The sequence below is a fragment of the Thauera phenylacetica B4P genome (assembly GCF_000310225.1).
Taxonomy (GTDB): Bacteria; Pseudomonadota; Gammaproteobacteria; order Burkholderiales; family Rhodocyclaceae; genus Thauera; species Thauera phenylacetica.
The window spans coordinates 26418-41209 of sequence record NZ_AMXF01000014.1 but is presented as its reverse complement, the minus strand read 5'-3'; the positions used below and the strand labels follow the sequence as shown (position 1 = coordinate 41209).

15 protein-coding genes are annotated in these 14792 nt (G+C 69.2%); 11 read left to right on the top strand and 4 right to left on the bottom strand.

Annotation, left to right across the window (positions count from 1 at the left end; genetic code table 11):
* Positions 1-48 precede the first annotated feature (48 nt).
* On the bottom strand, positions 49-1497 hold the full coding sequence (locus C667_RS04060) for a tryptophanase (protein ID WP_004357462.1): 1449 nt from the start codon (positions 1495-1497) through the stop codon (positions 49-51).
* A gap of 320 nt (positions 1498-1817) precedes the next feature.
* On the opposite strand from C667_RS04060, the gene C667_RS04055 reads away from it, so the two are divergent.
* A complete protein-coding gene (locus tag C667_RS04055; protein ID WP_004357460.1) occupies positions 1818-2345 on the top strand; it encodes a cytochrome c oxidase subunit 3 family protein in 528 nt (175 codons plus the stop codon).
* Positions 2346-2355: 10 nt separating this feature from the next.
* A complete protein-coding gene (locus C667_RS04050; protein ID WP_004357458.1) occupies positions 2356-2664 on the top strand; it encodes a cytochrome C oxidase subunit IV family protein in 309 nt (102 codons plus the stop codon).
* Between the two features lie 266 nt (positions 2665-2930).
* Here the strand turns inward: C667_RS04050 and C667_RS04045 are convergent, their stop codons facing one another.
* Positions 2931-3131, bottom strand: a complete 201-nt coding sequence (locus tag C667_RS04045; protein WP_004357457.1) for a SlyX family protein — start codon at positions 3129-3131, stop codon at positions 2931-2933.
* A gap of 36 nt (positions 3132-3167) precedes the next feature.
* The gene (gene queG / locus C667_RS04040) at positions 3168-4268 is read right to left on the bottom strand and encodes a tRNA epoxyqueuosine(34) reductase QueG (protein ID WP_039920750.1); all 1101 of its coding nucleotides are present in this window, start codon (positions 4266-4268) and stop codon (positions 3168-3170) included.
* Between the two features lie 15 nt (positions 4269-4283).
* Here queG and tsaE point away from each other — a divergent pair, with 15 nt between their 5' ends.
* The 7 genes from tsaE (at position 4284) to ispH (ending at position 12253) form a co-directional block, all read left to right on the top strand.
* A complete protein-coding gene (tsaE, locus tag C667_RS04035; RefSeq protein WP_004357453.1) occupies positions 4284-4814 on the top strand; it encodes a tRNA (adenosine(37)-N6)-threonylcarbamoyltransferase complex ATPase subunit type 1 TsaE in 531 nt (176 codons plus the stop codon).
* Positions 4754-6151: an N-acetylmuramoyl-L-alanine amidase gene (locus C667_RS04030; protein ID WP_004357451.1), complete on the top strand. Its 1398-nt coding sequence runs from the start codon at positions 4754-4756 to the stop codon at positions 6149-6151. The genes tsaE and C667_RS04030 overlap by 61 nt, the downstream gene beginning before the upstream one ends.
* 356 nt (positions 6152-6507) lie before the next feature.
* Positions 6508-7446: a bifunctional riboflavin kinase/FAD synthetase gene (locus C667_RS04025; protein WP_004357448.1), complete on the top strand. Its 939-nt coding sequence runs from the start codon at positions 6508-6510 to the stop codon at positions 7444-7446.
* 44 nt (positions 7447-7490) lie between these two features.
* The gene (gene ileS, locus C667_RS04020; RefSeq protein ID WP_004357447.1) at positions 7491-10307 is read left to right on the top strand and encodes an isoleucine--tRNA ligase; all 2817 of its coding nucleotides are present in this window, start codon (positions 7491-7493) and stop codon (positions 10305-10307) included.
* Between the two features lie 61 nt (positions 10308-10368).
* Entirely contained in the window at positions 10369-10857 is a 489-nt protein-coding gene (lspA, locus tag C667_RS04015; RefSeq protein WP_004357445.1) for a signal peptidase II, read from the top strand.
* On the top strand, positions 10854-11282 hold the full coding sequence (locus tag C667_RS04010) for an FKBP-type peptidyl-prolyl cis-trans isomerase (protein WP_004357443.1): 429 nt from the start codon (positions 10854-10856) through the stop codon (positions 11280-11282). Before lspA ends, C667_RS04010 begins: the two co-directional genes overlap by 4 nt.
* Before the next feature lie 32 nt (positions 11283-11314).
* The gene (gene ispH / locus C667_RS04005) at positions 11315-12253 is read left to right on the top strand and encodes a 4-hydroxy-3-methylbut-2-enyl diphosphate reductase (protein WP_004357440.1); all 939 of its coding nucleotides are present in this window, start codon (positions 11315-11317) and stop codon (positions 12251-12253) included.
* 114 nt (positions 12254-12367) lie between these two features.
* On the opposite strand, the gene C667_RS04000 is transcribed toward ispH, so the two are convergent.
* Positions 12368-13474, bottom strand: a complete 1107-nt coding sequence (locus tag C667_RS04000) for an aromatic ring-hydroxylating oxygenase subunit alpha (protein WP_004357438.1) — start codon at positions 13472-13474, stop codon at positions 12368-12370.
* 126 nt (positions 13475-13600) lie between these two features.
* Here C667_RS04000 and C667_RS03995 point away from each other — a divergent pair, with 126 nt between their 5' ends.
* Positions 13601-13855: an exodeoxyribonuclease VII small subunit gene (locus C667_RS03995; protein WP_004357436.1), complete on the top strand. Its 255-nt coding sequence runs from the start codon at positions 13601-13603 to the stop codon at positions 13853-13855.
* Complete coding sequence (locus C667_RS03990) at positions 13852-14760, top strand: polyprenyl synthetase family protein (protein ID WP_004357434.1); 909 nt, start codon at positions 13852-13854, stop codon at positions 14758-14760. The genes C667_RS03995 and C667_RS03990 overlap by 4 nt, the downstream gene beginning before the upstream one ends.
* Positions 14761-14792 lie beyond the last annotated feature (32 nt).

Below are 14792 nucleotides of genomic sequence, written 5' to 3'. Positions count from 1 at the left end.
CGCGGCCGGCCGGCGGGCGCGACCCGCCCGCCAGCCGCGCGGTCGGCCTCAGAGGCTGTCGCCGAAGTCCTTGCGGAACTGCGCGACGAGCTCGTTCTGCCAGTCGGACACCGGCGCCAGGCGGCCGTAGAAGAAGCGCAGGATCTCGGGCTCCTCGGTGAACACCAGGCCGCCGATCAGGCGGCGGTTGGCGTACAGCCACTCCAGGCGATCCACCGCGTACTTGACCTGCGACAGCGTGAACACCCGCCGCGGCATCGCCAGGCGCACCAGCTCCATGTTGGCGAAGAGCTCGCTGCCGTCGGGCTCGCGCTGCTCGGAGAGCGTGCCGCGCTCCATGCCGCGGATGCCGCCGGCGATGTAGAGCGCCGAGGCGAGCGCGCCCGCCGGGTACTGCGCCTGCGGGATGTGGTCGACGAACTGCATCGCGTTGATGTGGCAGCCCAGGCCGCCGGCCGGGGTGATCACCGGGATGCCGCGCTTGACGAGCTCGTCCACCATGAAGCCGATGAACTGCGGGCCCTGGTTGATGACCTCCTCGTCCATGGTCTCCTCCAGGCCCACGGTGAGCGCCTCCATCTCGCGCACCGACATGCCGCCGTAGGTCAGGAAGCCCTCGTACAGCGGCACCAGGCCGCGCATGCGGCGGTACAGCTCCTCGCTGCGGATGCACATGCCGCCGCCACGGGCGCAGCCGAGCTTGCGCGCGGAGAAGTAGATCACGTCGCACAGGTCGGCCATGCGGCGGGTGATCTCGCGGATGCTCAGGTCCTTGCAGGCCTCCTCGCGCTCCTTGATGAAGTGCAGGTTGTCGGCGAGCAGGCTGGCGTCCATCACCAGCATCAGCCCGGACTCGTCGCACACCCTGCGGATGTCGGCGAGGTTCTGCACCGAGAAGGGCTGGCCGCCGATCAGGTTGGTGCCGGCCTCCATGCGCACGAAGGCGATCTTGTCGACGCCGTGGAGGCCGATCACGTCGCGCAGCTTGGCGACGTCCATGTTGCCCTTGAAGGGATGCACGCTGACCACCTCCAGCCCGGCGTCGGCGACCAGCTCCTCGACCGTGCCGCCGTTGAGCGTGATGTGCGCCTTGGTGGTGGTGAAGTGGTAGTTCATCGGCACCACCGAGCCCGGCGACACCAGCACCTGGGCGAGGATGTTCTCGCACGCGCGGCCCTGGTGGGCGGGCAGGAAGAAGGGCATGCCGAAGATCTCGTTCAGCTTGCTCTCCAGCCGGGTGTAGGTGGCGCTGCCCGCGTAGCTGTCGTCGGCGATCATCATCGCCGCCAGCTGCTGGTCGCTCATCGCGTTGACGCCGCTGTCGGTGAGCATGTCCATGAACACGTCGGCGTTGCGCAGCAGGAAGGTGTTGTTGCCCGCCTCGGTGATCGCCTCGAGCCGGCGCTCGACCGGGGGCAGGTTCAGCTTCTGGACGATGCGGACCTTGTGCATCTCGAGCGGGATCGACTCTTCTCCGAAGAACTTCACTTTCGCCATGGCGGGCTGCCTCCTCGTGCGACTTGCGTGGATGAAAGGCGCAATCGAACCACGATGGGGATAAGCGGATGTTGATGCAGCGCAAGACTCGTTGACGTCCGCGGAAACATGCCTGCGCGATCACAGACACTTCCTGAGCGGAATCAAGGGAAAGAGCCGGCCGGGCAGGCAAACTCCCCACCCGTGTCTCATCGACGCGGCCCAGTGCCGCCCGCCCTGCCGTGACCCTTGCCGTGTCCCTCCCGCCGACCGTCCCAACCACCGCTCCGGCCCCGCTTCCCGCACAGCCGGGCGCCGGGCGCATCCCCGGCAGCAAGGCGATGTGGGTGGGCATCTTCTGCGAAATCACCGAGTTCGCCCTGCTCTTCGCGGTCTTCTTCGTCGCGCGCGCCCATCACCCGGAAGCCTTCCAGGCGGGCCCCGAGCGGCTCTCGCTGCTGGCCGGCACCGGCTACACCCTGATGCTGCTCACCAGCGGCTGGTGCGTGGCGCGCGCGCTGCACGCGATGCGGCGCGGCGACAGGCGCGCGACCGTGCGCTGGATGCTCGCGGGCTTCGTGTTCGGGCTGGGCTACCCGGCGATCAAGGTCTTCGAGCTGCAGCGCAACTTCGCGCTCGGGCTCGACGGCAGCGCCGGGGTGTTCATCGTCAGCTACTACTACCTGACCTTCACCCACCTGGTGCACGTGTTCTGGGGCCTGCTCGGCATGATGTGGGTGATCGTGCGCACCGGCCTGGGCGCCTACACCCCGGAGGAGCACAGCGGGCTGGAGGCCTTCGCCTGCTACTGGCACGTCACCGACATGATCTGGCTGATGATCTTCCCGCTCTTCTACCTGCTCGGATGAGGAAACCCGCATGAGCCCCGTAGATAAGATCGGCGACCGCAGGATCGACCTCGCCTGGCTGATGCTGGTGCTGCTCAGCGTGGGTGGCGCCGGCATCGGCAGCGCGGACGCGAACGCCGTGCTCGTCGCGGTGGGCGTGTCGCTGGTCATGGCGATCAAGCTGCGCCTGGTGTGCACCTACTTCCTCGAGCTCCACGAGGCCCACCCGCGCATCCGCCGGGCCGTGCTCGCCTTCTGCCACGGCATGCCGATCCTGGTGACCCTCACCACCGCCTTCGGCGACACCCTCTCCCGCCTCACCGGCGCGCTGATCGGCTAGGCCGGCCGACGGCGCCGCAGGATGGGCTGCAGGCGCTGCGGCAGCTGCGAACGCCGCGACTCCGGCGGGCGCGGCGGGCGCTCCATCGCCGCATTCGCGCCTGCCGGCGCTCCTACAGGAACCGTCGCGGTCCCGGGTGGGATGTAGGGGCTGCGGAAGCTGCGAACCCGGCGGCTCCGGCGGGCGTGGCGGGCGCTTCACCGACGCCTTCGCGCCTGCCGGCGCTCCTGCATGAACCGTCGCGGTCCGGAGTGCGCCGGCTGCGCTCACCAGTGCGGCGGGATCTCGTCCTCGGGGCGCAGGGGGTCGCCCGGCTGCAGGGTCTTGAGCTGCTGGGCGAGCTGATGGAGGTGCTGGCGCAGCAGGTCGAGCTCCTGCTGCTGGCGCCAGACCGTGCGGTTGAGTTCGTCGAGGAGATCCTCGGCAGCCATCAGCTTGGTCTCCAGCACGACGATGCGCTCTTCCATGGCGGGCGGTCCTGATTCTCTTTGTGGGCGCGCATTCTAGCCGGCGGCGGCGTCTAGGCGGGCGAGCGCCCAGGCGACGTGCTCGCGCACCATCGCGTCCTCGTCGTCGGCGCGGGCCTGCAAGGCCGCGCGCGCCGCAGGCGTGGCCGGGCCGTTGCCGAGCGCGACCGCGATGTTGCGCAGCCAGCGCGCGTGGCCGATGCGGTGGATCGGGCTGCCGGCGGTGCGCTCGGAGAATTGCGCCGCCGTCCACGCAAAGAGCTCGGCCAGCCGGGCGTCGTCCAGCCCCTGGCGGGGGGCGAAATCGGGCTCGCGACCGAGCTGGGCGAAGCGGTTCCACGGGCACACGAGCTGGCAGTCGTCGCAGCCGTAGATGCGGTTGCCGAGCAGCGGGCGCAGCGCCTCGGGGATCGCGCCGTGCAGCTCGATGGTGAGGTAGGAGATGCAGCGCCGCGCGTCGACCCGGTAGGGCGCGACGATGGCGCCGGTGGGGCAGGCGTCGATGCAGGCCGTGCAGCGCCCGCAGTGCGAGTCCACCGGCGCGTCCACCGGCAGCGGGAGGTCGGTGAGGATCTCGCCGAGGAAGAACCACGAGCCCGCGGTGCGATCGAGCAGCAGGGTGTGCTTGCCGCGCCAGCCCAGGCCCTTGCGGCTGGCGTGCTCGACCTCGAGGATGGGCGCCGAGTCGGTGAACACGCGGTATTGGTGCGCCACCTCGGCGCTGATGCGGTCGGCGAGCTTCTGCAGGCGGTTGCGCACCAGCTTGTGGTAGTCGCGGCCGAGCGCGTAGCGCGACACGTAGGCGCGCTCGCCATCGGCGAGCACCTCCAGCGCCGGCGCGGCGTCGGGCCAGTAGCCCATGCGCACGCTGATCACGCGCACGCTGCCGGGCAGGAGCTCGGCGGCGCGCGCACGTTTCATGCCGTGGCGCGCCATATAATCCATGTGCCCGTGAAAGCCGGCCTCCAGCCAGGCGGCCAGGCCGGGCTCGGCGTCGGTGAGATCGACCCCGCCGACGCCGACCGCGTCGAAGCCGAGTTCGCGCCCCCACTGTCTGATCCGCGCAACAAGCGCCGCGCCGTCGAGGACGGTCCCGTCGACCGCCGCCCCGCCCGGCGCCGGCAATTTTGTTTCCATTTGTCAGAGATCCCGATGATCGAGTCGATCCAGACTGCCGATGATAACGGCGCCCGCCTGCGGGCGCATTTGCCCGACGAGGCCGCCACCGTGGCGCTTGGCGCCGCGTTGGCCCGCGTTCTCGCCCCCGGGCTGCAGATCTGGCTGCAGGGCAACCTCGGCACGGGCAAGACCACCCTCACCCGCGGCCTGCTGCGCGGGCTCGGCCACGAGGGCAAGGTGAAGAGCCCGACCTACACCTTGATTGAACCTTACGTCGTTTCTAGCTTAAACTTATATCACTTTGATTTTTATCGCTTCACCTCGCCCGAGGAATATCTCGACGCAGGGCTGGACGAATACTTCGCCGGTGAGGGCATCTGCATCGTGGAATGGCCGGACAAGGCCTCGCCCCATCTGCCCTCTCCCGACGTCGAAATCGTCCTGCAGGCCGGTGAATCCGGGCGGGATGTGGCGATCAGTGCAAACACGGAAGCGGGGCGAACATGCGTGATCGGACTGGTGAAAGCTTTGCGGGGCGCGGACCCGGCGCCCGGGACGACCTGAGCCTGCCCCAGGCCTCGGACATCGCGGCTGCGTCCGCGGCCTTCGCTGCGGGGCGCATCGATCGCCGCCGGCTGCTCAAGTTCGCCGGCGCCTCGCTCGCCATGCTGGTGAGCCCGGTCGGGCTGGCGAGCCCGGCAAGCCTGCTCGCGGTGCGCGTGTGGCCCTCGGCCGAATACACCCGCATCACCCTCGAAGGCTCCTCGCACCTGCGCCACAGCCACATGCTGGTCGAGGACCCGCAGCGCCTGGTGGTCGACCTCGAGGGCGTGCAGCTCGACAGCGTGCTGCAGTCCCTGCCCTCCAAGGTGCTCGACTCCGACCCCTACATCCGCCTGATCCGCGCCGGGCAGAACCGGCCCGGCGTGGTGCGCGTGGTCATCGAGCTCAAGGCGGCGATCAACCCGCAGGTGTTCACCCTCGACCCGGTGGGCAGCTACGGCCACCGCCTCGTCCTCGACTTGCACCCGACCGAGGCGCACGACCCGTTGATGGCGCTGATCATGAAGGATTCGCCGATGGACGCCGCGATGGGCGACGCCGGCGGCAACACCGCGGCGGTGGCGCGCGAGGAGCCGCGCGAACCGGTCCGCCGCGGCAGGCGCAACGAGCCGGCGGTCGATCGCCTGTACACCGTGGTGCTCGACGCCGGCCATGGCGGCGAGGATCCGGGTGCGATCGGCCGCGGGGGCAGCTACGAGAAGGACGTCACGCTGTCGATCGCGCACCGCCTCAAGCGCAAGATCGACGCAACACCCGGGATGCGTGCGGTGCTGACCCGCGACGGCGACTACTTCGTGCCGCTGCACCAGCGCGTGGCACGTGCGCGCCGGGTGCGTGCCGACCTCTTCGTGTCCATCCACGCCGACGCCTTCGTGCGCCCCGAGGCCAACGGCAGCTCGGTCTACGTGCTGTCCGAGCGCGGCGCCTCGAGCTCGGCCGCGCGCTGGCTGGCGCAGAAGGAGAACGACGCCGACCTCGTGGGTGGCGTCAATCTGGCCCGCCAGGACGGCCACATCGCGCGCACCCTGCTCGACCTGTCGCAGACCGCGACGATCAACGACAGCTTCAAGCTCGGCCGAGCCATGCTCGGCGAGCTCGGCACCATCAACCGGCTGCACAAGCCCGAGGTGGAGCAGGCTGGCTTCGCGGTGCTGCGCGCGCCGGACATCCCCTCGGTGCTGGTCGAGACCGCCTTCATCAGCAACCCGCAGGAAGAACGCCGGCTCAACGACGAGGCCTACCAGGACAAGATGGCCACCGCGCTGATGCGCGGGATCAAGCGCTACTTCGAGGAGCACGCCCCGAGCGCCCCGACCAGGGTGGCACGGCTCGACTGAGCGCCTTTTCGCCTTCGCATCCGGCGGGCTTGCCGAGGCTCGTGCCGGAGCGGTGGCGGGGATGGTGGCGTGGTCGTTTGGCGGAGCGCCGCTTTCGCGCCTGCCGGCGCTCCTACATGAACCATCGCGGGTTCGATGTCGGTACAGCGGCGGACGGGGCGGTGGCGGAGCGCTGCTTTCGCGCCTGCCGGCGCTCCTGCATGAACCATCGCGGGTTCGATGTTCGTGCAGCGGCGAACGGGCGGTTCGGCGCTCGGCGAGGGGCTGCTCTCCACCCTCGTCCGCGCGCCCGGCGGCGCCCCCAAGGCCCGCAGCGCCGGCCTTTGCCGCTATAATCGCGGCTTTTTCAGGCGCTTATGCAGGTTCACCGCGGGATTCCCGAGCAGGCCGACACGGCTGCGGTGCTCACCATCGGCAACTTCGATGGCGTGCATCTCGGCCATCAGGCGCTGCTTTCGCTGCTGACCGACAAGGCCCGTGCGCTCGGCCTGCCGGCGGTGGTGCTCACCTTCGAGCCGCACCCGCGCGAATACTTCAGCCCCGCCGACGCCCCCGCCCGCCTCGCCTCGCTGCGCGAGAAGCTCCTGCTGCTGGCCGCCGCGGGCGTCGATCGCTGCCACGTGTGCCGCTTCGACGCGCGCTTCGCCGCCCAGCCCGCGCAGGCCTTCATCGACGACATCCTGGTGCGGGGCCTCGACGTGCGCCACCTCTTCATCGGTGACGACTTCCGCTTCGGCGCCCGCCGCCAGGGCAACTTCGCGATGCTGCGCGACGCCGGCGCAGAGGGCGGCTTCGGGGTAGAGTCCATGCCCACGCTCGCGGTCGCCGGCGAGCGGGTGTCCAGCTCGGCGGTGCGCGCCGCGCTCGCCGAGGGGGACCTCGCCCACGCCGCGCGCCTGCTCGGCCGCCCCTACAGCATCGCCGGGCGGGTCGGCCACGGCGACAAGCTCGGCCGCCAGCTCGGCTTCCCGACGGCGAACATCCAGATGAAGCACCGCCGCCCTGCGCTGGGCGGCGTCTACGTGGTGAGCGTCGAGGGCCTCGCGGCGGGCCCGGTGGCCGGCGTGGCCAACATCGGCCTGCGCCCGACCGCAACCGCGAACGGCCGCGCCCGCCTCGAGGTCCACCTCTTCGACTGGGCGCAGGACTGCTACGGCGCCCACATCCGCGTACATTTCCTGCACCGCCTGCGCGCGGAGCAAAAATTCCCCTCGCTCGACGCGCTGCGCGCGCAGATCGCGCTCGACAGCCAGGCGGCCCGCGACTGGCTGGCCGCGAACCCCCTGCCCGCCTGAAGGCCCGACGAACCCCGACGATCCCACCGACTTCCGACTCCGCCATGGCCGACTACCGCAAGACGCTCAACCTGCCCGACACCCCCTTCCCGATGCGCGGCGACCTGCCCAAGCGCGAGCCTAACTGGATCGCCGACTGGCAGCAGAAGAAGCTCTACCAGCGCATCCGCAAGGCCAGCGCCGGCCGGCCCAAGTTCGTGCTCCACGACGGCCCGCCCTACGCCAACGGCAGCCTGCACATCGGCCACGCGCTCAACAAGATCCTCAAGGACATCATCGTGCGCTCGAAGACGCTCGCCGGCTTCGATGCGCCCTACGTGCCGGGCTGGGACTGCCACGGCCTGCCGATCGAGCACAAGGTCGAGGTCACCCACGGCAAGAACCTGCCCGCCGACAAGGTGCGCGAGCTGTGCCGCGCCTACGCCGCCGAGCAGATCGAGATCCAGAAGGCCGACTTCATCCGCCTCGGCGTGCTCGGCGACTGGGACAATCCCTACCGCACGATGGACTTCGCCAACGAGGCGAACGAGATCCGCGCGCTCGCCGAGATGACGAAGAACGGCTACGTGTTCAAGGGCCTGAAGCCGGTGAACTGGTGCTTCGACTGCGGCTCGGCGCTCGCCGAGGCCGAGGTCGAGTACGCCGACAAGCCGTCGCCGACGATCGACGTCGCCTTCCCGGTCTCCGCTGAACATGCTGGCAAGCTCGCCGCCGCCTTCGGCCTGGCGAAGCTCGACAAGCCCGCCGCCGCGGTGATCTGGACCACCACCCCGTGGACCATCCCGGCCAACCAGGCGCTCAACGCCCACCCCGAGTTCGACTACGCGCTGGTGGATGTTGGCGATCGCCTGCTGGTGCTCGCGAAAGAGCTCGTCGAATCAGCCCTGCAGCGCTACCAGCTCGAGGGCACGATCGTTGCCACCGCCAAGGGTGCGGCGCTCGAGCTCATCGAGTTTCGCCACCCCTTCTTCGATCGCGTCTCGCCGGTGTATCTGGCCGAATACGTCGGCATCGACGCCGGCACCGGCATCGTGCACTCGTCGCCGGCCCACGGCGTCGATGACTTCAACTCTTGGCGCGCCTACGGCCGCAGCAACGAGGAGATCCTGTCGCTGGTCATGGGCGGCGGCGAGTACGTACCCGACCTGCCCTTCTTCGGCGGCATGAACATCTGGAAGGCCAACCCGGTCATCGTCGACAAGCTCGCCGAGGTCGGCGCCCTGCTCTCGCACGGCAAGATCACCCACAGCTACATGCACTGCTGGCGCCACAAGACCCCGCTGGTCTACCGCGCCACCGCGCAGTGGTTCGTCGGCATGGACCGCGACGCCGCCGACGGCTCGACGCTGCGCGAGCGCGCTTTGCGCGCGGTCGAGGCGACGAAGTTCTACCCGGGCTGGGGCCAGGCGCGCCTGCACGCGATGATCGCCAATCGCCCCGACTGGTGCATCTCGCGCCAGCGCAACTGGGGCGTGCCGATCCCCTTCTTCCTGCACAAGGAGACCGGCGAGCTGCATCCGCGCACGGTTGAGCTGATGGAAGAGGTTGCGCTGCGCGTGGAGAAGGAAGGCATCGAAGCCTGGTTCAAGCTCGACGCTGCCGAGCTGCTCGGCGCCGAGGCCGCCCATTTTGAGAAGATCAGCGACACGCTCGACGTCTGGTTCGACTCCGGCACCACCCACAAGCACGTGCTGCGCGGCTCGCACAACGACGGCCACCCCGAAGGCCCGCGCGCCGACATGTACCTGGAAGGCTCGGACCAGCATCGCGGCTGGTTCCACTCCTCGCTGCTCACCGGCTGCGCGATCGACGGCCACGCCCCCTACCGCAGCCTGCTCACCCACGGCTTCGCGGTGGACGGCGCCGGGCGCAAGATGAGCAAGTCGCTCGGCAACGTGGTCGTGCCGCAGGAGGTCACCGGCAAGCTCGGCGCCGAGATCCTGCGCCTGTGGGTGGCATCGACCGACTATTCCGGCGAGCTATCGATCTCCAAGGAGATCCTCGACCGCGTGGTCGAGGTCTATCGCCGCGTGCGCAACACCCTGCGCTTCCTGCTCGCCAACACCGCCGACTTCGACATCGCCAGGGACGCCGTGCCGCTCGAGCAGTGGCTGGACCTCGACCGCTACGCGCTCGCCTTCACCCGCCAGCTGGCGCAGCAGGCCGAGGCCGACTACGCGAAGATGGAGTTCCACCGCATCGTGCAGGCGCTGCAGGTGTTCTGCGCGGAGGATTTGGGCGCCTTCTACCTCGACATCCTCAAGGACCGCCTGTACACCACCGCCGAAGGCAGCCTGCCGCGCCGCGCCGCGCAGACCGCGCTGTGGCACATCACGCAGACGCTGTTGAAGCTGATGGCGCCGATCCTGTCCTTCACCGCCGAGGAGGCCTGGGCCATCCTCAACCCGGCCAAGACCGGCGAGGAGCCCGACAGCGTGATGCTGCACACCTTCCACACCCTGCCGGCGCAGGAGGGCGAGGCCGGCCTGATCGCGCGCTGGGAGACGATCCGCGCCGTGCGCGCCGAGGGCCTGAAGGTGATCGAGGCGCTGCGCACCGAAGGCAAGGTCGGCGCCTCGCTGCAGGCCGAGCTCGAGCTCGCGCTCACCGCCGACAAGTTCGCCGCCATGGCGAGCCTGGGCGAGGACCTGCGCTTCGTCACCATGACCTCGGCAGCCACGCTGTCCGAGGTCGCCCGCGCCGAGGACGAGCGCATCGTCGCCAGCCCGAGCGCGGCACAGAAGTGCGAGCGCTGCTGGCACTACGTCGAGACGGTCGGCAGCAAAGCCGAGCATCCCACGCTGTGCGGACGCTGCGCGAGCAACCTGTTCGGCGACGGCGAAGCGCGCGCCCATGCCTGAGGCCGCCCGCACGATGACGACGCCCCACCCGACACCCCACGCGCGCAGTGCGCTTGCGCTGATGCTGCCCTGGCTGATCCTCGCGGTGGTGGTCGGCGTGCTCGACCAGGTCACCAAGCAGCTCGTGCTGGCGAACCTGTACCGCGGCGAGGTGATCCCGGTGACGGGTTTCTTCGACCTGGTGCTGGTCTTCAACACCGGCGCGGCCTTCAGCTTTCTCGCCGAGCATGGCGGCTGGCAGCGCTGGTTCTTCACCGTGCTGGCGCTCGGGATCAGCGCCTGGCTGCTGGCGCTGATGCACCACCACCGCCACGAGAAGCTGCTGCCGGCGGCCTTCGCGCTGATCATCGGCGGCGCGCTCGGCAACGTCTATGACCGCCTCGTGCACGGCGCGGTGGTCGATTTCCTGCACTTCCACTACGCCGGCTGGAGCTGGCCGGCGTTCAACCTGGCCGACTCGGCCATCACCGTGGGCGTCGTCATGATGCTGTGGGGCCAGCTCTTCGGGCCCGCCGCCAGCGATCCGCCCCGACCGGGAGCACCATCTTGAGCGAAGCGATCCAGGCCAACAGCCTCGTCACCCTGCACTACCGCATCTCGCTGCCGAGCGGCCAGCCGCTGATCAGCACCTTCAACGCCACCCCCGCCACGCTGCAGCTCGGCGCGGGCGAGATGCTGCCCGCCATGGAGCGCCTGCTGATCGGCCTGATGCCGGGCACCCATCACATCTTCGAGCTCGCCGCCGACGAGGCCTTCGGTCCCTATCGCGACGAACTCGTCGAGCGCGTGAAGCGCGAACACATGCCCGAAGAAGAGATCGAAGCCATGAGCATCATGGAGTTCACCGCCCCCGACGGCTCGCGCTACTCCGGCCTGGTGCGCGAGATCGACGCCGAGTCGGCGCTGATCGACTTCAACCACCCGCTGGCGGGCAAGGCGATCCGCTTCGAGGTACAGGTGATCGGGATCTCCTGAGCGCCGCCTGCAATACCCCACAGAGACAAAAGATGAACGACACCGAAATCCTCCTCGCCAACCCGCGCGGCTTCTGCGCCGGCGTCGAGCGCGCGATCGAGATCGTCGAGCGCGCCCTGAAGCGCTACGGCGCCCCGATCTACGTGCGCCACGAGGTTGTGCACAACAAGTTCGTGGTGGACGACCTGCGCGCCAAGGGCGCGATCTTCGTCGACGAGCTCGACGAGGTGCCCACGGGCAACACGGTGATCTTCTCCGCCCATGGCGTCTCGCTCGCGGTGCGCGAGGAGGCCGAGCGCCGCGGCCTGCGCGTGTTCGACGCCACCTGCCCGCTGGTGACCAAGGTCCATGTGGAGGTGGCGCGCATGCGCGACCAAGGCCGCGAGATCGTCATGATCGGCCACAAGGGCCACCCCGAGGTCGAGGGCACGATGGGCCAGGTCGAAGGCGGCATCCATCTGGTCGAGACCCCGGCCGACGTCGCCGGGCTGCAGGTGGCCGACGCCGATCAGCTCGCCTACGTGACCCAGACCACGCTGTCGGTGGATGACGCGGCGGCGATCGTCGACGCCCTGCGCGCGCGCTTTCCGAGGATCGTCGGGCCGAAGAAGGACGACATCTGCTACGCCACGCAGAACCGCCAGGACGCGGTGAAGTTCATGACCCCGCACGCCGACGTGGTGTTCGTGGTCGGCTCGAAGAACAGCTCCAACTCCAACCGCCTGCGCGAGGTCGCGGCGCTGCGCGGCGTGCCGGCCTACCTGATCGACAACGCCGCCGGCATCGACCCCGCCTGGATCGAGGGCAAGCGCCGCATCGGCGTCACCGCGGGGGCCTCGGCGCCCGAGGTGCTGGTGGCCGAGGTGATCGCCCGCCTGGAAGCGCTGAGCGGAGCGTCGGTGCGCAACCTCGACGGCGTACCCGAGCGCGTGACCTTCGCGCTGCCGAAGGAGCTGCAGGACGCGCGCTGAGACGCGCGCTCACCGCGCGCCGGCCCGCTGCGCGGCTTCCGCCGCTCCTGCATCCCACCCCGGACGCAAGCGGTTCTGCAGGAGCGCAGGAAGGCGCGAACGCGGCGCTTCGCCTCATCCGCCGATGTGCGGCTCCATGATGCGGCGGTAGAACTCGTGGAAGTGCTGCATGCCGTCCTCGAAGGGCGACTGATAGGGGCCGACCTCGTTGCGCCCTTCCTTCATCAGCGCCCGGCGCCCGCGGTCCATGCGCTCGCCGATCTCGTCGTCCTCGATCGCGGTCTCCATGTAGGCGGCCTGCTCGGCGTCGACGAACTCGCGCTCGAACTCGACGATGTCCTCGGGGTAGTAGAACTCCACCACGTTGGTCGTCTTGTCGACGTCGGTCGGGATCAGCGTGCTCACCACCAGCACGTGCGGGTACCACTCGACCATCACGTTCGGGTAGTAGGTGAGCCAGATCGCGCCGTGCGTGGGCTTCTTCTCGCCGTAGTAGTCGAGCACCGCCTTGTGCCACTTGGCGTAGGTCTCGGAACCCGGCTTGGCGAGCGAGGTGATGCCCACCTTCTGCACCGAGTACCAGTCGCCGAACTGCCAGCTCAGATCCTTGCAGGTCACGAAGTTGCCCAATCCGGGGTGGAAAGGCACGACGTGGTAGTCCTCCAGATAGACCTCGATGAAGGTCTTCCAGTTGTAGTTGCAGTGATGGATCTCGACCTTGTCGAGCTTGTAGCCCGAGAAGTCGAGCTCGCCCGCCACCTGCATGCCGGCGAGGTCGGCGCCGGCCGAGCGCGGCCCCTTGAACAGCAGGCCATTCCAGCGCTCGAGCTCGTCGCGCTTGAGACCGAGGCAAGGCTTTTCGGGGAAGTGCGGCGCACCGAGCAAATTGCCCTGGCGGTCGTAGGTCCAGCGGTGCACCGGACAGACCACGAGCTTGGTCGTGCCGCTGCCCTGCAGCATGATCGCCTGGCGATGGCGGCAGACGTTGGACATCTGGTGAACGCCGGCCTCGGTGCGGAACAGCAGTTTGGAATGATCCAGCCACTCGAGCGAGCGGTAGTTGCCGACCTCGGGAACCATCAGCTCATGGCCGACGTACCCCGGCCCGGCATCGAAGAGGAGCTTTTTCTCCAGTTCGAAAACCTTCTGGTCGAAGTACCACGAGACAGGCAGCTGGGAGGCAGCCTGGGCCAGTTGAGCCTTGGAAGCGATGTCGGACATCCCCGAACCTCCTCTTGCGGACAAGAAATCCGGAAAAATAAAGGGTTTAGTGTAAGGCACCCCCTGTTTGACCGCCATACCCGCCTTCGGTTATTTTCCCGCTTTTGCCGCGCCAGATATTGATCCATGCCAAAGTCGGCATCCTCCCCCAAGTCGTTCGAAGCGGCGGTCTCCGAGCTCGAGGCGATCGTCCAGGAAATGGAATCCGGCAACCTGCCGCTCGAGGATGCACTCGCACGCTACCAGCGCGGCGTCGGCCTGCTGCGCCACTGCCAGACCACGCTCGGCGACGCCGAGCAGCGCGTGCGCATGCTCGAAGGCGACACGCTCACCGATTTCCCGACCGATTCGAGCCGCAACGGCGACGAGGCAGGCGCATGAACGCAGACAGCAAGCTCCCCTCCTTCTCCGACTGGACGGCGCAGATCCAGCAGCGCACCGAGGTCGCGCTCGCCGGCGTGCTGCCCGACCCCGCGGTGGCGCCGCAGCGCCTGCACGAGGCGATGCGCTACGCGGTGCTCGATGGCGGCAAGCGCGTGCGCCCGCTGCTCGCGCATGCGGCCGGCGCGCTCGCCGGCGCCGCGGCCGAGGACCTCGACCGCATCGCGTGCGCGGTCGAGCTCATCCACGCCTATTCGCTGGTGCACGACGACCTGCCGTGCATGGACGATGACGTGCTGCGCCGCGGCAAACCCACCGTGCATGTGGAGTTCGACGAGGCCACCGCCCTGCTCGCCGGCGACGCGCTGCAGACGCTGGCCTTCCAGGTGCTCGCTGAGCGTCCGCTCGGCGCCGACCCGGCGAACCAGCTCGCGATGCTGAACCAGCTCGCCGTCGCCTCCGGCTCGCGCGGCATGGCTGGCGGCCAGGCGATCGACCTCGCCGCGGTGGGTAAGCGGCTCGGGCGCGAAGAGCTCGAGTTCATGCACATCCACAAGACCGGCGCGCTGATCCGCGCCGCGGTGCTGCTCGGTGCGCGCGCCGGCGGCGCCCTGGCTGCCGACGAGCTCGAGCGCCTCGACCACTACGCCAAGGTCGTCGGCCTGCTCTTCCAGGTGGTGGACGACCTCCTCGACGCCGAGGCCGACACCGCCACGCTGGGCAAGACCGCCGGCAAGGACGCCGACAACGACAAGCCGACCTACGTGAGCCTGCTCGGCCTCGTCGACGCGCGCCGTCTCGCCGAAGAGATGCTCGACGACGCCCGCGCCAGCCTGCGCCCCTTCGGAGCGCGTGCGCTGCGCCTGGAGCAGCTCGCCGACTACATCGTGCATCGCGCCTTCTGATCGCGCCCGACGACGGCCCCCAAGAACAACCC